The 20812-nt window shown below is 70.0% G+C and carries 16 protein-coding genes; 3 read left to right on the top strand and 13 right to left on the bottom strand.

All coding sequences use genetic code 11. The annotated features are described in order from the left end of the window. The 4 genes from AL072_RS14960 to AL072_RS14945 all read right to left on the bottom strand — a co-directional run bounded on the left by AL072_RS14960 (position 1) and on the right by AL072_RS14945 (position 5223). Positions 1-1419: a ribulose-bisphosphate carboxylase large subunit family protein gene (locus tag AL072_RS14960; RefSeq protein WP_045586150.1), complete on the bottom strand. Its 1419-nt coding sequence runs from the start codon at positions 1417-1419 to the stop codon at positions 1-3. Between the two features lie 174 nt (positions 1420-1593). Then, positions 1594-2133 carry a VOC family protein gene (locus AL072_RS14955; RefSeq protein ID WP_045586149.1) on the bottom strand — a complete coding sequence of 180 codons (540 nt, stop codon included), beginning with the start codon at positions 2131-2133 and terminating at the stop codon, positions 1594-1596. Between the two features lie 101 nt (positions 2134-2234). Next, a complete protein-coding gene (locus AL072_RS14950; protein ID WP_045586148.1) occupies positions 2235-4133 on the bottom strand; it encodes a TRAP transporter large permease in 1899 nt (632 codons plus the stop codon). Between the two features lie 49 nt (positions 4134-4182). Continuing rightward, positions 4183-5223 (bottom strand): TRAP transporter substrate-binding protein, encoded by a 1041-nt coding sequence (locus AL072_RS14945; RefSeq protein WP_045586147.1) that lies wholly within the window; start codon positions 5221-5223, stop codon positions 4183-4185. A gap of 141 nt (positions 5224-5364) precedes the next feature. Between AL072_RS14945 and AL072_RS14940 the strand changes: the two genes are divergently transcribed. Continuing rightward, positions 5365-6453, top strand: coding sequence for a LacI family DNA-binding transcriptional regulator (locus AL072_RS14940; protein ID WP_045586146.1), 1089 nt, complete (start codon positions 5365-5367; stop codon positions 6451-6453). 23 nt (positions 6454-6476) lie between these two features. Beyond that, on the top strand, positions 6477-7196 hold the full coding sequence (locus tag AL072_RS14935) for a nitroreductase (RefSeq protein ID WP_045586145.1): 720 nt from the start codon (positions 6477-6479) through the stop codon (positions 7194-7196). Positions 7197-7201: 5 nt separating this feature from the next. On the opposite strand, the gene AL072_RS14930 is transcribed toward AL072_RS14935, so the two are convergent. Both AL072_RS14930 and AL072_RS14925 read right to left on the bottom strand, forming a co-directional pair. Beyond that, positions 7202-9817, bottom strand: coding sequence for a PAS domain-containing hybrid sensor histidine kinase/response regulator (locus AL072_RS14930; RefSeq protein ID WP_082109429.1), 2616 nt, complete (start codon positions 9815-9817; stop codon positions 7202-7204). Further along, complete coding sequence (locus AL072_RS14925; RefSeq protein ID WP_045586144.1) at positions 9814-12888, bottom strand: chemotaxis protein CheB; 3075 nt, start codon at positions 12886-12888, stop codon at positions 9814-9816. The genes AL072_RS14930 and AL072_RS14925 overlap by 4 nt, the downstream gene beginning before the upstream one ends. A 408-nt stretch (positions 12889-13296) precedes the next feature. Here AL072_RS14925 and AL072_RS14920 point away from each other — a divergent pair, with 408 nt between their 5' ends. Further along, positions 13297-15342, top strand: a complete 2046-nt coding sequence (locus AL072_RS14920; RefSeq protein ID WP_045586143.1) for an NAD(+) synthase — start codon at positions 13297-13299, stop codon at positions 15340-15342. A 128-nt stretch (positions 15343-15470) separates the two neighbouring features. Here AL072_RS14920 and AL072_RS14915 read toward each other — a convergent pair whose 3' ends face one another. The 7 genes from AL072_RS14915 to AL072_RS14885 form a co-directional block, all read right to left on the bottom strand. Further along, entirely contained in the window at positions 15471-16154 is a 684-nt protein-coding gene (locus tag AL072_RS14915) for a hypothetical protein (RefSeq protein WP_045586142.1), read from the bottom strand. An 87-nt stretch (positions 16155-16241) separates the two neighbouring features. Next, positions 16242-17261, bottom strand: coding sequence for a cytochrome d ubiquinol oxidase subunit II (gene cydB, locus AL072_RS14910; RefSeq protein WP_045586141.1), 1020 nt, complete (start codon positions 17259-17261; stop codon positions 16242-16244). A 4-nt stretch (positions 17262-17265) separates the two neighbouring features. Next, positions 17266-18660, bottom strand: a complete 1395-nt coding sequence (locus AL072_RS14905) for a cytochrome ubiquinol oxidase subunit I (RefSeq protein WP_045586276.1) — start codon at positions 18658-18660, stop codon at positions 17266-17268. Between the two features lie 171 nt (positions 18661-18831). Continuing rightward, positions 18832-19458, bottom strand: coding sequence for a MarC family protein (locus tag AL072_RS14900; protein ID WP_045586140.1), 627 nt, complete (start codon positions 19456-19458; stop codon positions 18832-18834). A 21-nt stretch (positions 19459-19479) separates the two neighbouring features. Beyond that, positions 19480-20217: a DUF2161 domain-containing phosphodiesterase gene (locus AL072_RS14895; RefSeq protein WP_045586139.1), complete on the bottom strand. Its 738-nt coding sequence runs from the start codon at positions 20215-20217 to the stop codon at positions 19480-19482. Positions 20218-20242: 25 nt separating this feature from the next. Beyond that, positions 20243-20539, bottom strand: a complete 297-nt coding sequence (locus AL072_RS14890; protein ID WP_045586138.1) for a CcdB family protein — start codon at positions 20537-20539, stop codon at positions 20243-20245. Positions 20540-20552: 13 nt separating this feature from the next. Next, positions 20553-20807 carry a type II toxin-antitoxin system CcdA family antitoxin gene (locus AL072_RS14885; RefSeq protein ID WP_045586137.1) on the bottom strand — a complete coding sequence of 85 codons (255 nt, stop codon included), beginning with the start codon at positions 20805-20807 and terminating at the stop codon, positions 20553-20555. Between the last annotated feature and the right edge of the window lie 5 nt (positions 20808-20812).

Raw genomic sequence — 20812 nt, 5'->3', positions numbered from 1 at the left:
TCAGCCCTTCCTGCCGAAGAAATCCAGGGCGTGACGCAGCTCCGGCTGCTCCGCCGCGGCATCCTCCAGCCGGCGACCGGCGCGCACCGCGTCCCAGGCCTGGCGGATGCTGCGCACCCCGGCATCCGGGCCGTCGGGATGGGCCATGATGCCGCCGCCGGACATGAACAGCAGGTCGGCCGTCCCCACCGCCTCCCAGGTGACCGGCACCGTGCCGGCCCATTGCCCGGACGAGAAGGCGGGCATGACGACGTCCCCCACATCCCCTCTCCCCCCCGGGGAGAGGGTTGGGGTGAGGGGGGCGCGTTGCATGGAGGTGTCGGCAGGCGTCGGCGTATCCGGTTTCCCCAAATCCACGCCGTGCGTCCCCCTCACCCCGACCCTCTCCCCGGGGGGGAGAGGGGGAGCATCATAAGCCAGCGGCGCGAGGCAGGCGCGGGCGCCGTCGATCACCTCTGCGTCGGGCTGGGCGAACTTGCCGTCCAGGCCATGGACATGCATGTGGTCGACGCCGGCCAGACGCCACAGCGCCTGATAGGCGTCGAAGCCGATGCCGAGCAGCGGATGGCGCGACAGGGCGCCGAAGCCGTTGCGGTGGCCGTGCAGCACCAGCCCGCTGTGCCGGCGCAGCGTCTGGACCGCCGAATGGCCGCACCAGTTCAGGCTGACCATGATGCAGGACCCGCCCTCGCGCTCCACCAGATCGGCATGGCGGCGCATGGCGTCGGTCTCGTCGGTGATGTTGAAGGCGACCATCACATGCTTGCCGGTGCGGTCCTGGTGGCGGCGCACCCGGTCCATCACCGCCGGGATGCGCTGGGCCAGCGGCGCATGCACCGGATCGGCGCAGATCTCGTCGTCCTTGATGAAGTCGAGCCCGGCGGCGCACAGGGTGCCGACCAGATCGCCGGTCTCCTCGGCCGACAGCCCGACATTGGGCTTGAGGATCGAGCCGACCAGCGGCCCGTCGGCCACCCCGGTCAGCCGCCGGGTGCCGGCGATGCCGTGGACCGGCCGGTCGAAGCGGTCGCGGTAGGCCTGCGGCAGCCGCAGGGACTCAAGCCGCAGGCCGGTCACCTCCCCCAGGTCGTAGAGGTTGCCGGCAACGGTGGCGGCCAGCGTCGGCAGGTTGGCGCCGATGTTGCCGGTCGGGAAGGAGATGGTGACGCGCGCCCGCTGCCACGGGCCCGAATTGCGCTGGCGCTCCAGCCAGCTGTTGGGCAGGGCCGGCGTTTCGGCGACGTCGAGCTTCTCCACCGATTCCACGATGGCGCGGGCGCGGGCGCGCAGGTCGTCGGTCTCGCCATGGACACGGGTGAAGGTGCCGCAGGACTGCTCGCCCGCCATCACCTCCGCCACCTTGGCCGGAGCGAGGGGGGTTTCGATCAGGTATGTCGCTTCGATGCGGTCGGCGTGCATGGGAGTGGCCTTGTTCGGTCGCATGGAGAGTGATGGCTTACGAATGCCCCCACCTATCCTCCCCCGCCGGGCGGGGGAGGGACTGCCGCCGCTCTCCCGCTTCAGCAGTCGTCCCCTCCCCCGCCCAGCGGGGGAGGGTCAGGGTGGGGGTTAACTTGCCGTCATGGATTGCTCTTACAGCTTGCCCAGGTCCGGGAAGGGCCGCACCGGATCACTGCCGTCCCAGCCCATCGAGGCCTCGCGGATCAGGTCGAACATTTTGCCCTTGGGGCCGGCGACCTCCGACAGCTCGATCACCGTGCCGGGATGGTATTCGGTGTCGAAATAGATGAAGCGGCCCTTCTCGCCGACCTCGCCGCTCATCACCGGCTTGAAGCCTTGCCCGAGCAGCCGGTCGAGGTCGGCGTCGTAATCCTCGGTCCAGTAGGCGACATGCTGGAGCCCGGTGTTCCCGGCCTGGAGGAAGTCGCGGTACATCGACGGCGCGTCGTTGCGGGTCTGGATCAGCTCCATCTGCAGCGGGCCGGAATTGGCCAGCGCCACCGAATTGTGAACCTCGTAGCTTTCGCCGCGGTAGCTGTAGTTCCGGATCGGAACCCGCTCGTTGTAGAACCACGGACCGATGCCGAGCGTGCGGCTCCAATAGTCCATGGCGGCCTCGATGTCGCGCACGACGTAGCCAGCCTGACGGATCTGGCCGAAGAATCGGCTCATTGAAAGAACTCCGGATATGAGGGGGATCGGGAAGAGCCGGCGGCGTTAACGAGCGCCGAAACCAAGCCCGCCTTCAGCGGGCGCTAAAACCGAGCCCGCTTTCAGCGGGCGAGGAAACCGGTCGAAATCCAGGGGATGGCGGCGACGATCACCAGCCCGACCAGCAGGGCGCCGACATAGCCCCAGATGTGCTTCAGGCCCTCGTCGGGATTGACCTTGCTGATGGCGCAGGCGCCGTAATAGCCGACGCCGAAGGGCGGGGCGAACAGGCCGATGCCCATGGCGAAGATGACGACCATCGCGTAATGCACCTCGTGCACCCCGGCGGCGCGGGCGATGGGGAACAGCAGCGGGCCGAACAGCACGATGGCGGGGATGCCCTCCAGCACGCTGCCCAGGATGATGAAGGCGACGATCGAGATGGCGAGGAAGCCGTAGGCGCCGCCGGGGATGCCGGCCATGAAGGCCGCCAGGTCGGACGAGAAGCCGGACTGGGTCAGGCCCCAGGCCATCGAGGTGGCGCAACCGACGATGAAGATGATCGCCCCGGTCAGCGACGCCGTCTCGATCAGCATCGGCTTCAGCCGGCGCCAGTCGAACTGGCGGTAGATCAGCAGACCGACGATCGCGGAATAGGCGATGCCGATGGTCGACACCTCGGTCGCCGTCGCGATGCCCTCGACCACCGCGGCGCGGATGACGAAGGGCAGCAGGATGGCGGGCAGCGCCACCATGGCGAGCCGTCCGATCTCGCGGCCGGGGGTGCGCTCGACGTGGCTCAGATCCTCGTTGCGGTAGCGGCGCCAGACGACGAAGCACAGGCAGGCGCCGAGCACCACGCCGGGCAGCATGCCGCCGGTGAAGAGTGCCGCGATGGAGACGCCGGTGACGGAGCCGATGGTGATCAGGACGATGCTGGGCGGGATGGTCTCGGTCTGGGCGCCGGTCGCCGACAAGAGCGCCACCAGGTCGCCCGGAGGGGCGCCGCGCTTCTTCATCTCCGGGAACAGCACCGGGGCGATGGCCGCCATGTCGGCGATCTTCGAGCCGGAAATGCCGGAGACCAGATACATCGCGCCGATCAGCACATAGGACAGGCCGCCGCGGACATGGCCGAGCAGGCTGGCCAGGAACTGGATCATGGCGCGGGCCATGCCGGTCATCTCGATCAGGAGACCGAGGAAGACGAACAGCGGCACCGCCAGCAGGATCAGGTGCGACATGCCCTCGTCCAGCCGGCCGACCATCACCAGCAGCGGCGTGGAGGTGGTCAGCGCCAGATAGGAGAAGGTGGCGAGCGCGAAGGAGAAGGCGATCGGCACCCCGGCGAAGACGTTGGCGGCGACCAGCCCGACGAAGAAGATGACGAGGTTGAGCTGCCCAAGCGGCTTCAGCACCGGCCCGGCGGCCCAGAAGCCGCCGACGATGACGCCGGTCACCAGCGCCGCCGCCAGCACGGTGCGCGGCCGGGCAACCCGCAGCAGCCTGAACAGCGCCGCCACCAGCATCAGCCCGAGCCCGACCGGCAGGGCTGAGGCCCGCCAGGCGTTGGAGATCTCCATCGCCGGGGTGGTGATGAACTGCTCCTCCATCGCATAGTCGACGGCGTGGTAGAGCACCAGCGCCAGGAAGGCGATGGGCGCGGTGATGGCGATGCATTCCAAGAGGCTGCGCGCCTGGGGGCCGACGCGGCTGACGAGGCCCGTCATCCGCATGTGCTCGCCCCGGCGCAGCGCCACGACGGCGCCCAGCATCGACAGCCAGAGGAACAGGATCGACGCCAGCTCGTCCGACCAGACCAGCGGGGTGTGGAACAGGTAGCGGGCGGCGACGCCCGCCAGCAGGACGACGATCTCGACCAGCACCAGAAGGCCCGCCACGACCTCCACCCCGACGGACAGGCCGTGGTCGATCTTGCGGAACAACGAAGCGGCACCGCCCGCGGACGCGCCGCCGGGCGCCTCCGCATAGCCGTGGACCGGTTCGGACAGGTGGGACATGGCGGGGGGTTCCTTCATGCGACGGGGACCGGAGGGAGGAAGGATGCGGTCAGGCGAGCTTGCCGACCGCCTCCTCCAGCAGGCCCCAGGCCTCGTCGCCGAAACGGCCCTTCCATTCGCCGTAGAAGCCCGCCTCGCGCAGCTTGGCGCGGAAGCTGTCGGGCGACGGCTGGTTGAAGGCCAGCCCCTTCGATTCCAGGTCGGCGCGGACCGAGGCGTTCAGCGCCTTGATGTCGCCGCGCTGGGCCATGCCGGCGTCGTTGATCGCGGTGGCCACCACGGTCTGCATGTCGGCCGGCAGGCCCTTCCAGGCGCGGCCGTTGGCGATGAACCAGAAGCCGTCCCAGATGTGGTTCGACAGCGAGCAGAACTTCTGCACCTCGTACAGCTTGGCGACCTGGATGATCGGCAGCGGGTTCTCCTGCGCGTCGACGATCCGGGTCTGCAGCGAGGAATAGACCTCGCTGAACTGCAGGCTGGCCGGGGCGGCGCCCAGCCCCTTGAACATGGAGATGCTGAGCGGGCTGACCGGGACGCGGATCTTCAGGCCGTTCATGTCGGCGGCCGAATTGATCGCCTTGTCGCCGCTGGTCATCTGGCGGAAGCCGTTGTCCCACATCTTCTCGAAGGCGTAGAGCCCGACCTTGGAGATCGCCTCGCGGACATGGGCGCCAAGCTTGCCGTCCATCGCCTTCCAGACCTGATCATAGTCGGAGAAGGCGAATCCCACCGCGTTGATCGCGGCGACCGGGACCAGCGTGGCGATGACCAGCGCCGACGGCGTGAAGAAGGTCAGGCCGCCGCTGCGCACCTGGGACAGCATGTCGGTGTCGCCGCCGAGCTGGTTGTTGGGGAAGATCTTGACCGAGACCTTGCCGTTCGACTCTTTGGCGATGCGCTCCGCCGCCTCCTGGGCGCGGACATTCAGCGGGTGGCTCAGCGGCAGGTTGTTGCCGTATTTCAGGTCGAACTCGGCGGCGCGCGCGATGTGCGGCATGCCGATGACGGCGCCGGCCGCGCCGAGCGCCGGAAGCACCGCCGGAACGGTCGCCATCGCCTTCAGCATCTTGCGGCGGGTCAAACTGGTCATTGTCCATCCTCCCATTGGGTTGCGGCCGACGTTGCTTTCCGGCCTTGCGTTTCTGATGTGATCTGATGTCAATTGATGATTGTTGAAGGGACGGTAGGTCCGCAGCCGATCAGTGTCAAACACGAATGATGATGGTTTTTGATGGTTTCGCTGAAGAATGAACCGGAAGCCGGTACCCTGTCGCGCGCCCTGCCGCGGGTGGTCGACATCGCACAGGCGGCGGGCGTGTCGACCGCGACGGTCGACCGCGTGCTGAACCACCGGCCGGGGGTGCGCGCCGCCACGGTGCAGCGGGTGCTGAAGGCGGCGGCGGATCTCGACTATCTGCCGGAATCCGAGCTGCATCCGGCGGTGGCGGCCAAGCCGATGCGGCTGTCCTTCCTGCTGCCTGCCGGCAACAACCGCTTCCTGACCGGGCTCGGCGAGATGATCCGCCGCGCCGACTCCCTGCTCGCCCCGCAAGGGGTGAAGGCCCAGGTCGAGTTCATCAAAAGCTTCAATCCGGAGCTGCTGGCCCGCAGCCTGTTCCAGCACGGCCGCCGGGCCGACGGCGTCGCCTTCATGGCGCTGGAGCATCCGGCGGTGCGCGAGGCGGTCGACGCGCTGGCCGAGCGCAACGTGCCGGCGGTGACGCTGATCTCCGACATCCTGAACTGCCGGCGTGCCGGCTATGTCGGGCTGGACAACCGGGCGGCGGGCCGGACGGCCGGCTATCTGATCGCGCGCTTCCTCGGGCGGCGGACGGCCAAGGTGGCGATGATCGCCGGCAGCCTGAGCTACCGCGCCCACGAGGACCGCGAGATGGGCTTCCTGCATGTGCTGAAGGAGATCGCGCCCGGCATCGAGGTGGTCGGCCTGCGCGAGGGGCATGACGACGAGGGCAAGAGCTACCGCCAGACCCGCATGCTGCTCGGCCTGCATCCCGACCTCGCCGGGGTCTACAACATCGGCGGCGGGGCGGAGGGGGTGGCCCGCGCGCTGAAGGAGACGCGGCGGGAGCGTGAGATCGTCTTCGTCGGCCACGGCCTGACCAACGAGACGCGCGCGATGCTGATCGACGGCACGTTGGACGCGGTCATCACCCAGGACCCGCGCAACACGCTGTCGGCCTGCGTCGGCATCTTCACCAATCTGCGCGCCGGACGGCCAGCCATGCAGGGGGTGGAGACGCCGCGCGGCGAAGTGATCTTCCGCGAGAACCTGCCGCAGGGCATGCTGCCGGACGAGTGACCCGAACCAGAGCCGGAAAGCCGATGTCCGACAGCATGAAAGACGTCCCTCCCCCCGCCCCCTTGCCCCGCCCCCTGCCCGTCCTCGACGCCGTCGCCGGCCGGCGCAGCGTCCGCGCCTTCCTGCCGACCCCGGTGGAGCGCGAGACGGTGCTGCGCATCCTCGACCTCGCCGCCCGCGCGCCGAGCGGCTCCAACATCCAGCCCTGGAAGGTCCACGCCATCGCCGGGGAGGCGCGCGCCGCCCTGTCGGCGGAACTGCTGGCCGCCCATGAGGCGGGAGATCCCGAGGTGCCGGAATATCCCTATTATCCAGAGCACTGGCGCGAGCCCTATCTCGCCCGGCGCCGCGCGGTGGGCTGGGCGCTCTACGGCGCGCTCGGCATCGGCAAGGGCGACCGCGAGCGGATGGCGCGGCAGCATGGCCGCAACTGGCTGTTCTTCGGCGCTCCGGTCGGGCTGTTCTTCACCATCGACCGCGACATGGGCAAGGGCGCCTGGCTCGACCTCGGCATGTTCATGCAGACCGTGATGATCGTCGCCCGCGGCTTCGGGCTGGAGACCTGCCCGCAGGCGGCCTTCTGCTACCGCCATGCGATCACCGCCCGCCATCTCGGCCTGCCGGACACCGAGATCATCGCCAGCGGCATGTCGCTCGGCCATGCCGACTGGTCGGCGCCGGAAAACAACTTCCCGACGGAGCGCGAGCCGGCGGAGGGCTTCACCCGCTTCGTCGGGTTCTGAGCCCCTCACCCCGTCAGGGCCGCAACCACGGCATCCTGCAGGCGGGCGGGCTGGATCGGCTTGTGCAGCAGGGCGCATTGGGCGCCGGCCGCCTCGCGCAGGCGGTCGGCCGAGGTGTCGCCGGTCAGCAGGATGCCCGGCACGTCGCGCGACAGGCGGCGGCGCACCATGTCCATCACCATCAGCCCGGTGGTCCCCTCCGGCAGCCGGTAGTCGGCCAGGATCAGGTCGGGCACCTCACCGGCTTCGGCCAGACCGTCGAGCAGGCCGTCGGCCTCGGTCCCGCTGCCGGCCTCGACCACGCGGTAGCCCCACTCCTCCAGCATCAGCACCAGCGCCATGCGGATGACTGCATCGTCCTCCACCAGCATGATCAGCCGGTCGGCACTGTCGCCGGACGGCTCGCCGCCACCGGTGCCGGCGCCGGACGGCTCCCGGCCGCCGGGCCTGCTCCCGGTCAGCGGCAGGGAGACGGTGAAGCGGCTGCCGCGGCCGAGCGAGGAAGTCACGTCGATGACGCCGCCCAGCATGGTGACCAGCCGCTTGGCGATGCTCAGCCCCAGCCCCAGCCCTTCCCGGCGGTCGCGGGCGGCGTTGCCGACCTGGAAGAAATCCTGGAAGATGCGGTCGACATGCCGGTCGGCGATGCCGATGCCGCTGTCCCACACCTCGATCTGCAAGCGGTCGCCGCGGCGGCGCGCCCCCATCAGGATGCGGCCGCCGGGGGCATAGCGCAGCGCGTTGGCCAGCAGGTTGCGCAACACCCGCTCCAGCAGGCCGGGGTCGGTCCGGGTGGCCAGCGGCGGCGCCACCATGCGCAGGCGCTGCCCGCTGCGCTCGGCCAGGGGGGCGAATTCGCCGTGCAGGCGGGTCAGCAGGGCACAGACATCGACCGGCTCGGGGTTCGGCGCCACCAGGCCGGCCTCCAGCCTGGAGATGTCGAGCATCCCGTCCAGCATGCCGCCCAGCCCGCCGAGCGAGGATTGGATCTGCTCCGCCATCCGCCGGGCCTCGCCGGACAGGCTTTCCTTCAGCAGCAGGTCCGACAGCAGGACGAGCGCCTGCACCGGCTGGCGCAGATCGTGGCTGGCCGCCGCCAGGAAGCGTTCGCGGGCGTCGAGCGCGACGTTCAGCTCGCGTTCCAGCGCCTTCACCGCGGTGATGTCGGCGACGCTGGACACCACCGCCTCGACCCGGCCCGCCGGATCGGCGACGGGGTGGCTCGATACCCTGAGCCAGCGGGTCGGGGCGGTCGCCTCGTCGCCTTCGACCACGCCGACGATGCGCTCCACCACCGGCCTGCCGCTGTGCGCCGCCTCCGCCGCCGGAGGCAACCCGTGCATCCGGTTGCCGTTGGCGTCGATGAAGCGGCGCCCGGCGGTGGTCGGGACCAGGGTGTCGGGGGCGGTCGCCGGAGCCAGCCGGCCGTCGCCGTCATAGCCCGGCGCGGTGGGGTCGAGCAGCGGCCGGGCCGGGCCGCCCAGCAGCCGCTCCGCCATCGCGTTCGCCAGCAGGCTGCCGCCGTCGGCGGAGATCATCGCCAGCGCGTCGTGCAGCGACTGCACCAGCACCCGGTGCCGCCGCTCGCTGAGATTCAGCGCCGCTTCCGCCGAGCGCCGGGCGGTGACGTCGCGGAAGGCGACGACGGCACCCTGGATGCGCTCCGCGATCGGGGCGGCCAGCGGGGCGAAGCCCTTGCCGGAGGCCAGGATCGGCGAAACGGAGACCTCCACCTGCATCAGGCCGCCATCCTGCCGCCGCAGCCGTTCGCAGGCGATGCTGCGCGGCCGGCCGTCGGCCAGCGACAGCGCCAGCGCCCGGGCGGCACCGCCTTCCGCCATGCCGCCGTCCGTGGCGCCCTCCATCTCCGGGTCCGGCCCGGCCAGCAGGTCGGACGGCGGGCGGCCGATCAGATCGAGGTCGAGGCGCCCGGTCATCGCCGTCGCCGCGGCGTTGACGAAGCGGATGCGCCCGTCCGCGTCCACCCCCAGGATGCCGTCGCCGACCGACTGCAGGATGTGGTGGTAGTCGGCCCGCGCCCGCTCGGCGTCGTCGCGCGCCTGCTGGACCTCGCGCAGCCAGAGATTCCGCTCGGTCACGTCGGTGATGGTCAGCAGCACGTCGCCACGGTCGCCGTCGTCCAGCGCCACGCTGCGGGCGTCGGTCAGCCCGTCGATGACCGCGCCCTGCGGCCCGACATAGCGGAACTCCTGCCGGACCCATTGCCCGGTCTCGCGCAGCCGGCCGAGCGCGGTGAACAGGCGGCCATGGTCCAGCCTGTCGACCAGCAGGGTCAGGGGCCGTCCCTTCAGCCGCAGCATCGGCAGGCCGAACTGCCGCTCGGCCGCGGCATTGGCCTCGCCGACGATGCCGGCGGCATTCACCGCCAGACAGGCCAGCGGCACCGACTGGAACAGCTGGAGATATTGCAGGCGCGACGCCTCCAGCGCCTGCTGGGCGCCACGCAGCTCCTCGTTCTGGATCTCCAGCTCGGCCTGATGGACATAGAGCTCGTGCAGCAGCTCCTTCATCGAGGTGGCGGTGAGGTCCGCCGCCTCGACACCGCCGCCAAGGGCGGTTTCGGCACGCCGCCGCAAATGGCCGGAGGACTCGTCGCTCATCGTTTCCCCGTGCCCCCGGCAATGGCTCCGCCCAGCTGCAACTCCATCAGCTTGCGGTTGGTGATGTTGATGTGGCTGACGACGATGCCGCCGCTGCCGTCGTTCAGGCGGTTCGCATGCATCAGGAACCAGCGCCGCTCGCCCGGCGAATGGCAGGGATATTCGATGGTGAAGCCGTCGGCTTCGCCGTCCAGCATGCGGCGGAGCCCGTCATGCACGGCGCGGCCGATCCCGCCCTCCTCGCCATCGCCATCGCCATCGCCATCCCCGGCCCCGGCCGCGTCCGGAGAGAGACAGACGTCGAGATAGTTCGTGCCGACGCCGCAGCGGTCCAGCGCCGGGGCGCCGTTGCGCTCGGCGAAGCCGCGCCACGCCGCGTTGACCATGACGATCCGGCCCTGCCGGTCGGTGACGGCGATGTGCTCCGGCAGGCTGTCGAGCACGCTCTGCAGCCGCTCCTCCGCCCGCTTGGTGTCGGTGACGTCGACAAAGGTCACCACCACCCCGGCCACCCGGCTCTTGTCGGTCAGGTAGGGCAGGATGCGGGTCAGCACCCAGCGCGTCCCCGGCTCGCCGCCATCGCGCAGGCGGGAACCGTGCAGCCGGTAATCGTGCAACTTGACATGGCGTTCCACCGGCTCGCTGCCCCGGAACACCGCCTCGATGTCGGCCAGGAAGCCCGGATAGTCGATGTTGGTCGACAGATGCGCGATGGAGCGGCCGATGTCGCGCGGGATGATGTTGATGAAGCCGGCCGCCGCCGGGGTGAAGCGGCGGATGACGAAGTCGTCGTCGAGGAACACCGTGCCGATCTCGGTCGAGTGCAGCAGGTTGTCGAGATCGTTGGTGATCTCCGTCAACTCCTCGACCTTCGCCTGGTATTCGGCATTGACCGAGTAGAGCTCCTCGTTGACCGACTGCAATTCCTCGTTGGTGCTCTGAAGCTCCTCGTTGGAAGCGAGAAGCTCCTCGTTGGTGGCCTGGAGCTCCTCGTTGGCGGTCTCCAGCTCCTCGATGGTCGCCTGGAGATTCTCGCCGCGCGACAGCAGCTCCTGCTCCAGCCCGCGGATGCGCTCGGCGGCATCGGCATTCAGGTCGAAGTCGGACTCGCGCACCGGCAGGCGGGGCGCGTCGGCGCGGTCCAGCACCACCAGGGCGAAGCGGCGCCCGGTCTTGCGCACGGCATAGGGCTGCACCCGCAGGCTGATGGCGGCGACGCCCTCGCGGTCCTTGACCGGGATGCCGGACAGCGAGAACTCCTCGCCCGACCGGAAGGCGCGGTTCAGCGCCGTGCCGGTCACCATGGCGACCGACGAGGGCAGCAGCTTCAGCACGTTCAGCGTCGCCCCGCCGGGCGGCAGCTTCAGCAGGGCGGAGGCGTCGCCGAACACATGCATGATGTCGAGCTTTTCGTCGACCAGCAGGCAGGGCGGCACATAGGCCTTCATCAGCGCGCCGATCGCCTCGTCGATGGCGGCGCCCTCGTCCAGCGCATGGCCGCCCCCATAGCCGGCCCCATGGCCCACCCCGTAGCTGCCGCCATGGGCCAGGCCGTCCTCGCCATGGCGGGAGGGCAGGGCGGCGACGGTCGGCACCAGCAGCCGCGACAGCCGGAAGGACCCGGCGCGCAGGCTCTGGTAAATCTTGTTGCGGCTGTCGATGGTGTGGAAGTCGGGCTGCAGGTCGCCCAGCGTCTCGCTGCTGCCGAGGAACAGGAAGCCGCCCTGGCGCAGCGCGTACTGGAACAGGCCGAGCACCTTGCGCTGCAACGGCTGGTCCATGTAGATCAGCAGGTTGCGGCAGCTCAGCAGGTCGATCTTGGTGAAGGGCGGGTCGCGCATGATGTTGTGCGCGGCGAACACCACCATGCGGCGGATGTCGCGCGCCACCACATAGGTCTCGCCGCGCAGGGTGAAGAAACGGGCGAGCCGTTCCTGCGACACGTCCTCGGCTATTGTGCGCGGATATTCGCCGAGGCTGGCATGCTCGATGCTGTCCTTGTCGATGTCGGTGGCGAAGATCTTGACGTCGACGCTGCGGCCCATCCGCTCCTGCGCCTCGGCGAACAGGATGGCGATGGAGTAGGCCTCCTCCCCGCTGGCGCAGCCGCAGACCCAGACGCGGATCATGTCGAGCGGGCTGCGGTTCGCCAGCAGGCCGGGGATCACCTTGTCGGCCAGCACGCGGAAGGCGGCCTCGTCGCGGAAGAAGCGGGTGACGCCGATCAGCATCTCCTTGTAGAGGCTGACCGTCTCCGCACTGTTCCGCCGCAGCAGGGCGGCGTACTCCTCCATCGAGTCCAGCCCGGCGCCCTGCATCCGCCGCTCGATCCGCCGCAGCAGGGTCGCCAGCTTGTAATGCGAGAAATCGACCCCGGTGACCGACCGGATGACCGCGACGATCCGGGCCAGCGGGTCGTCGCCGTCGTCGTGCAACCGCCGGGTCGGCAAGGGACGGGCGCGGGTCGACGCCTTGCGCGCATGCTCGATCAGCCTGGCCGGCAACTCGTCCGGCGGCAGGATGGCGTCGATCCGGCCGGCGGCGAGCGCGCTGCGCGGCATGCCGTCGAACTGCGCGGTCTCGGGCCGCTGCACGGCGGTGAAGCCGCCGGCCGCCTTGATCGCCATCAGGCCGCGCGTGCCGTCCGACCCGGTGCCCGACAGGATGACGCCGAGCGCGTGCGGCCCCTGGTCGCGCGCCAGCGCCGTCAGGAAGATGTCGATCGGCAGGCTGAGGCCGCCGCCCGCATCCTTGGCGGTCAGGCGCAGGCGGCGGTCCTCGATGCTGAGATGCTTGGCCGGCGGCAGCAGGTAGACGGTGTTGCGCTGCACCGGAACGCCGTCGGTCGCCTGCACCACCTCCATCGCCGTGTGCTTGGCCAGCAGGTCGACCATCAGGCTCTTGTGCACCGGCGACAGGTGCTGGACCACGACATAGGCGAGGTCGCTGTCGCCCGGCACCGCGGCGAAGAACCGCTGCAACGCCTCCAGCCCGCCGGCCGAGGCGCCGATCCCGACGATGCAGCAGGCGGGATCCGCCGGCAGATCGCCCTCCGCCCGGAGATCCGGCATCGATAGGGCGGCGGCATCGGACTCCTGTGCCGCGATATCGTTCCGGGAGGATTGCGTAACCGGGAGGTCCGATGTCACGGTGTGAAACGAGTCCCTTCAGAGCGGCGGACCAAACGAGGCACAGGCTATATCCGTCCGATTCCGATAAATCAACTTGCCTGTCGGAAAGCGCGATGCTTCCCGTGTCATCATTTCAATTGGCATCCTCGACCCGATCTATCGATTCGACTTTGGTTTTATAACCAATGTATTAGGTTGACATTTCATGCACGGCCCCAACGGTTCGCCGGCCGCAAGGCCGGGAAAGCCGGGCATAGGGACCTGACGCGGGCGAAAATCCTGCTATGTTTGCGGCTTGCGCATCATCATGCGATGCGTCCGGACGATGGGCGGCAGCGGGAACGGGATATGAGCTTCACCTCGATCTATCGGCACGGCTTCGCGCGGGTGGCGGCCTGCACAACCCGCTGCACCCCGGCCGACCCGGCGGCGAACGCCGCCGCGATCCTCGACGCGGCGCGCGCCTGCCATGACAAGGCGGTGGCGGTGGCCCTGTTCCCCGAACTGGCGCTGTCGGGCTATGCCATCGACGACCTGCTGATGCAGGACCCGCTGATCGACGCGGTGGAACGGGCGATCCTGGAACTGGTGCAGGCGTCGGCCGATCTGATGCCGCTGCTGCTGGTCGGCGCCCCGCTGCTGCATGAGGGGCGGCTCTACAACACGGCGGTGGCGATCCACCGCGGCCGGCTGCTGGGGGTGGTGCCGAAGCTGCATCTGCCGAACTACCGCGAATTCTACGAACGCCGCTGGTTCGCGTCGGGCACCGGCATGGCGGGGGGGACGATCCGCATCGGCGGCCTGACCGCCCCCTTCGGCCCCGACCTGCTGTTCGCGGCGGAGGACCGGCCGGGGCTGGTCGTCCATGCCGAGATCTGCGAGGATCTGTGGGTCGCGGTGCCGCCGAGCGCCACGGCGGCGCTGGCCGGCGCCACGGTGCTGACCAACCTGTCGGCCAGCAACATCACCATCGGCAAGGCCGACACCCGCCGGCTGCTGGCCCAGTCGCAATCGGCGCGCTGCCTCGCGGCCTATCTCTATTCGTCGGCCGGGACGGGGGAATCCACCACCGACCTCGCCTGGGACGGCCAGACCTCGATCTTCGAGAATGGCGAGATGCTGGCGGAGACCGACCGTTTCCCCGACGGCGCCCAGATGGCGGTCGCCGACGTCGATCTCGACCTGCTGCGGCAGGAGCGGCTGCGCCAGGGCACCTTCGACGACAACCGCCGGCTGCACGGGCAGGCCACCGGCGGTTTCCGCAGCATCGCCTTCCGGCTGGACCCGCCGGCCGGCGATGTCGGGCTGCTGCGCGTGGTGCCGCGGCTGCCCTTCGTGCCGGCCAATCCGGAGCGGCTGGAGCAGGACTGCTACGAGGCCTACAACATCCAGGTCGCCGGGCTGGTGCAGCGGCTGCGCGCCGCGCGGATCGGGCGGGTGGTGATCGGCGTGTCGGGCGGGCTGGACAGCACCCATGCGCTGATCGTCGCCGCCCGCGCCATGGACCGGCTGGGGCTGCCGCGGACGGGCATCCTCGCCTACACCATGCCCGGTTTCGGCACCAGCGAGGGCACCAAATCCAACGCCTGGCGGCTGATGACCGCGCTTGGGGTGACGGCGCGGGAGCTCGACATCCGGCCGGCGGCCAACCAGATGCTGCGCGACATGGAGCATCCCTATTCCCGCGGCGAGGCGGTGTACGACATCACCTTCGAGAATGTGCAGGCGGGGCTGCGCACCGACTATCTGTTCCGGCTGGCCAACCAGCATGACGGCATCGTGCTCGGCACCGGCGACCTGTCGGAGCTGGCGCTGGGCTGGTGCACCTACGGCGTCGGCGACCAGATGTCCCATTACAACGTCAATGCCGGCGTGCCGAAGACGCTGATCCAGCATCTGATCCGCTGGGTCGGCCGCACCGGGCAGTTCCAGGACGAGGTTTCGCAGACGCTCGACGCCATCCTGAAGACCGAGATCTCGCCGGAACTGGTGCCGGCCGGCTCCGACAAGGCGCTGCAAAGCTCGGAATCGGTGGTCGGGCCCTACGACCTGCAGGACTTCACCCTGTATTACGTGCTGCGCCACGGCTTCCGGCCGGCGAAGATCGCCTTCCTCGCCCGCCATGCCTGGTCGGACCCGGAGCGCGGCGACTGGCCGGAGGGCTACCCGCTGGAGAAGCGCCGCGCCTACAGCCCGGCCGAGATCCGCGACTGGCTGCGCGTGTTCCTGCGCCGCTTCTTCGGCTTCAGCCAGTTCAAGCGCTCGGCGATGCCGAACGGGCCGAAGGTGTCGGCCGGCGGCTCGCTCTCGCCGCGCGGCGACTGGCGGGCGCCGTCGGACGGCAACGCCCGCATCTGGCTGGAGGAGCTGGAGCGCGACGTCCCGGCGGAATAGGGAGCGGGGGAGAATCCCCCTCCCCCCCCGGGGAGAGGGCCGGGGTGAGGGGGATGCACTGGCGTAGCGTCCGGGGAAACGGTGATGCCCAGTCCGCCGGCAGAGCCGCGCCGCGCTCCCCCCTCACCCTAACCCTCTCCCCGGGGGGGAGAGGGGATGAGGTTGGGTGCAGCCTTCGCCGACGATGCCCGCACCGACGCGAGGGTCAGGGCGTGCCAGTAGAGGTCCAGCAGCGCCGCCGGCATGCCGCCCTCCCCCTGGCCGTCCATCGGCAGGATGGCCGAGGCGTGGGCCAGCGCCGCGGCGGCGGCGTTGGCGCTGCGCGACACCGCGTCGCCCAGCAGCTCCAGCGTCCGGCCAAGGGCGGCGGCGTCGAAGCGCAGCAGGGCGGGCGCCACGGTGATCTGCGCCTCGCCGCCGCGCAGCCGGCCGACCGCGATGTAGACATGCAGCAGGTCGGGCCGGTCCTCCGGCCGCAGCAGGGCGGCGACGATGCGGTTGCCGGTCAGCGGGCCGCTGCCGTCGAACTCGTACATCGTTGCGCGTTCGCCCTGGCGGGTGGCGGCGAGGCCGGCAAGGCGGGCGGCCGGCGGCTCGGCGCTGCGGCGGGCGGCCTCCTCGAACAGGGCGGGATGGCTGCCGCCCTCGCTCAGCACCACCAGCGGCGCGTCGGTCGCCGCGGCGGCGGCCAGCAGCCGGGCCAGCACGGCGAAGGGGTCGGCATCCGCCGCAGCAGCATCCGCCCCGGCGGCCTCCAGCAGGCCGGCGCCGCGGCGCAGCATCGCCTCGGCAAAGCTGATGTCGAAGTCCATCGCCCGAACCCTCCCCTCTTCCGCGTGACCGGCTCCTTTTAGGCCGAGGCGGCGTCCGGGCTCAACAGCGGATGCCCCCGCCCCGCTTCAATGATAGCCGAAGCCGCCCGTCACCTTGCCGCGGAAGACCCAGTAGGAATAGGCGGTGTAGCCGAGGATCGACGGGATCAGGAAGGCCATGCCGACCAGCAGGAAAATCTGCGTCTCCGGCGGGGCCGCCGCCTGCCAGACGGTGACGCCGGGCGGGATCAGGGTCGGCCACAGGCTGATGGCGAGGCCGAGATAGGACAGGCCGAACAGCGCCATCGACAGGACGAAGGGCGCCACCTCCCGCCCGTCGGCGACAGCCCGCCACAGGGCGACGGCCAGCGCGGCGGTGACGATGGGCACCGGCGCCAGCAGGATCAGGTTGGGCATCGAGAACCAGCGCTCCGCGATCTGCGGCAGCAGGAAGGGCGTCCACAGGCTGACCGCCAGGACCCCGGCCAGCACCGCCAGCATCAGCCGGCGCGCCATCCGGTAGCACCAGTCCTGCAGCGGCCCGACGGTCCGCCAGATCAGCCAGGTCGCCCCCAGCAGCGCATAGCCGGCCACCAGCGCCGCGCCGCAGAACAGGCTGAAGGGCGACAGCCAATGCAGCATGCCGCCGGCGAACTGCCGCCCCTCCACCGGGATGCCCTGGATGAAGGAGCCCAGCACGACGCCCTGCGCGAAGGTCGCCAGCACCGACCCGACGAAGAAGGAGCGGTCCCACCAAGGACGGCCCGCCCGCGCCTTGAAGCGGAACTCGAAGGCGACGCCCCGGAAGATCAGGGCGAGCAGCATCAGCAGCAGCGGCAGATACATCGCCGGCAGCACCACCGCATAGGCGATGGGAAATGCGGCGAACAGCCCCGCCCCGCCCAGCACCAGCCAGGTCTCGTTGAAGTCCCAGACCGGCGCCACCGTGGTCATCATGGTGTCGCGGTCCTCCTCGGTGGGCGCGAAGGGGTAGAGGATGCCGATGCCGAGATCGAAGCCGTCCATCAGCACATACATGAACACCGAGAAACCGACGATGCCGACCCAGATCAGGGTCAACAGGCTGCCTTCCGCAATTTCCGGCATCGCTCTACTCCGCGGCTTCGGTGGAGGGGTCGGATCCGGACATCGGCCGTTTCGCGCTCCGCGCCTCCGGCGGCGGCCTGTCATGCACGGCGGACGGCCCGGCGCGCAGCAGGCGGATCAGGTAATAGGTGCCGGCCCCGTAGATGATGGTGTAGGCGACGACGAAGGACAGCAGCGAGATCAGCGCCGCCTCCGTCGTCAGCGACGGCGTCACCGCGTCGGCGGTGCGCAGATGGCCGTAGACCGCCCAGGGCTGGCGCCCGATCTCGGTGGTGAACCAGCCGGCCAGGATGGCGACGAAGCCGATCGGCATGCAGCCGACCAGCAGGCGATGGAAGCGGTCGCTGCTGTAGAGCCGGCCGCGGACGCGCAGAACCAGATGGGCCACGGCCACCGCCAGCATCAGGAAGCCGATGGCGACCATCACGCGGAAGGTCCAGAAGACGATGGCCGGGCTCGGCCGCTCGTCGGCGGGGAACTGCTTCAGGCCGGGCACGGCGCCGTCGAAATCATGGGTCAGGATCAGGCTGGACAGGGCGGGGATGCCGATCTCCCACCGGTTGGTCTCATTCTCCACGTCGGGGATGGCGAACAGCACCAGCGGCGCCCGGGTGCCGCCCTCCCAGTTGCCCTCCATCGCGGCGATCTTGGCCGGCTGGTGCTCCAGCGTGTTCAGCCCGTGCTCGTCGCCGAGGAAGATCTGGAGCGGCGCCAGCACGGTGATCAGGCTCAGCGCCATGCCGAGCCCGATCCGCGCATGGTCGACATGGCGGCGCTTCAGCAGGTACCAGGCGCTGATGCCGGCGACGACGAAGCCGGTTGTCAGGAACATCGCCGTCACCATGTGGGCGAGGCGGTAGGGGAAGGACGGGTTGAACACCACCTGCCACCAGTCGGTGACGAAATAGCGGCCGTCGCGGATCTCGAAGCCGGCCGGGGTGTGCATCCAGCTGTTGGCCGACAGGATCCAGAAGGACGACAGCAGCGTGCCCAGCGCCACCAGGCAGGCCGCCATCAGGTGGATGCCGCGCGGCACCCGGTCGCGCCCGAACAGCAGGATGCCGAGGAAGGCGGCCTCCAGGAAGAAGGCGGTGACGACCTCGTACTGGATCAGCGGCCCCAGCACGTTGCCGACCGTATCCGACCAGCGGCTCCAGTTGGTGCCGAACTGGTAGGACATGACGATGCCCGACACCACGCCCAGCCCGAAGGACAGCGCGAAGATGCGGGTCCAGAACTCCGACAGGCTGCGGTAGATGCCCTTGCCGGTGCCGACCCACAGCGCTTCCAGCAGCGCGATCCAGCAGGCAAGCCCGACGGTGAAGCTGGGGAACAGGATGTGGAAGGAGATCGTGAATGCGAACTGGATCCGCGACAGGATCAGCGGGTCTAGGTCCATGGCCGCCGCCTCATGTGATTGGGCGCGTGGAAGGCCCGGCATCGGGCGGATGCCCGGCACCGGCTCTCTCCGGACCCGATGTAGGGCGGCGGCGGGGGCTGGAAAGGGGACCAGGAAGCGGTAGGAGGGACGCGCCGCAGCGCGCCGGCTACCCCCTTTTCGGCGCTTCGATCAGGGGGGCGGATAGACGCTGGTGATGCCGGAAATGATGGTCTGCGCCGCCAGTGCGGCCAGCACGATGCCCAGCACCCGGCTGACGGTGTGGATCACCGTGCGGCCCAGCAGCCGCCCCACCCGGTCGGCGCCCAGCAGGATCAGCGTCACCCCGCCGATCACGGTGGCCGCCGCCCCCAGCACGCTGGCCTGTCCCGCCACCGTGCCGCCGGCGCGGTCCATCAGCAGCAGGATCGAGGTGATGGCGCCCGGCCCGGCGATCAGCGGCACCGCCAGCGGGAAGACCGCGACGTCGTGGGCGTCCTCGTCGGTCATCGCCTCGCCGGTGTCGCGCTCCTTGCGTTCGGAGCGCTTGGCGAACAGCATCTCGAAGGCGATCCAGAACAGCAGTGCCCCGCCGGCGATGCGGAAGGCCGGCATGCCGATGGAGAGCGTCTCCAGCACGACCTTGCCGAAATAGGCGAAGAAGACCAGCACGACGAAGGCGATGGCGGTGCCGCGCAGCGCGATGATCCGCTTGTGGCGGTCCTCGAAACCGCGGGTCAGCGCGATGAACAGCGGCACCAGCCCCGGCGGATCGACGACGACGAAGAAGACGACGAGGTTGCTGATATAGTCCGACAAGGCGGCCCTGCCCGGCTGGGTTCACGGATTCGACGGACCGATCATAGGCGTGGCCGCAGGCCCCGTCACCTCTTCGATCAGCGCCGGGGCGAAGGTCTCGATCCCCTGCACTCCAGCAGGCGTCAGGCCGTAGGTGCCGCGCCCGACCCGCTCGAACCAGCCATAGACGTTGCGTTGCAGGATCGGCCCGACATCCTTCGGCGACCCGGCCTGGCGCAGCGCCGCGACGCTCAGCGGGCCGGCGCGCAGCAGCCGGGCGATGCGCAGGGCATCCTGGCGGTAGGCGGTGACGATGGCGACGCGGGTCGAGCCGCCGCGGTTGGGGTCGCCGACCCGGCGCGCGTGCTCGCCCAGCAGGCGATGGACACGCTTCCTGTCCTTGCGCGGGGTGTAGGGCAGCGGGTCGAGCAGCACGGCGACGCGGTGGCCCTCCGCCAGCCCCGGATCGACCATCAGCAGGCCAAGCCCGAGCCGGCGGCACAGCTTCTTCACGTCCGGGTCGAGCGGCGACGGGCCGGTCGCCTTGCGCCCCGGCTGCGGCACGGCGAGATAGACGCTGTCGCTGATCGCCAGCCGGTCGACGCCCTGGAGCACGAGGTCGAGGGTGAAGCGCTTCTTCAGCTCGACCACCACCGGCGGCTCGGCCCCGCGGGTGGCGACGAGGTCGCAGCCGTGGATCTCGGCCTTGACGTCATAGCCCTGGGCTTCGAGGAAGGCCTTGACCGGTGCATAGAGGTCGGATTCGGCGGCGACGGTCACGGGATGCGGGTCTCCGGCCAAAGCGTCAGGCGCCGATCAGCATGTCCAGCGCCGCCACGATGGCGGTGTCCTCCGCCAGCAGGCTGCCGACGCAGGGGCCGAGGTCGGCAACCCGGACGGCTCCGGCGAACTGGGTGGCCATGACGTGCGCCTTGCCCTCGACGGTGACGACGGGATTGAGGCGGACGGCCGGCCGCGGCGCTTCGTCCGGCGGCAGCAGCGGCGCGACGAAGCGCGTGTTGAGATCGCGCAGGATGTCGGCCTGAAGGTCGATCAGATAGCCTGGACCGTCGAGGCAGCGGTGAACGTCGAAGCGGGCCATCGGCAAGGCCCCGTCAATAGGGCCGGTATCGGGCCAGCGGCAGCCCATGCGCCTCGACATAGGCGTTGGACGACGCCAGCGCCTCACGGTTTTCCTCCAGCCAGCGCTTGCGCCGCAACTCGGCGATCTGGTCGGCCAGACCGCGCTCGCACGCCCGCGACACGTTGATGCCAAGCGCCTTCGCCTGCTCCAGCAGGTCGCTGTTGAGGCTGACGTTGGTCGCCCGTTTCGGGGCGGAGGCGTCGAATGGCAGGCGCGTGTCGGGCATCGGTC

It is taken from the genome of Azospirillum thiophilum, from assembly GCF_001305595.1.
In the GTDB taxonomy this organism is placed as follows: domain Bacteria; phylum Pseudomonadota; class Alphaproteobacteria; order Azospirillales; family Azospirillaceae; genus Azospirillum; species Azospirillum thiophilum.
Note: the sequence above shows the minus strand (reverse complement) of the source record. Positions and strands in the feature narration are given on the sequence as shown.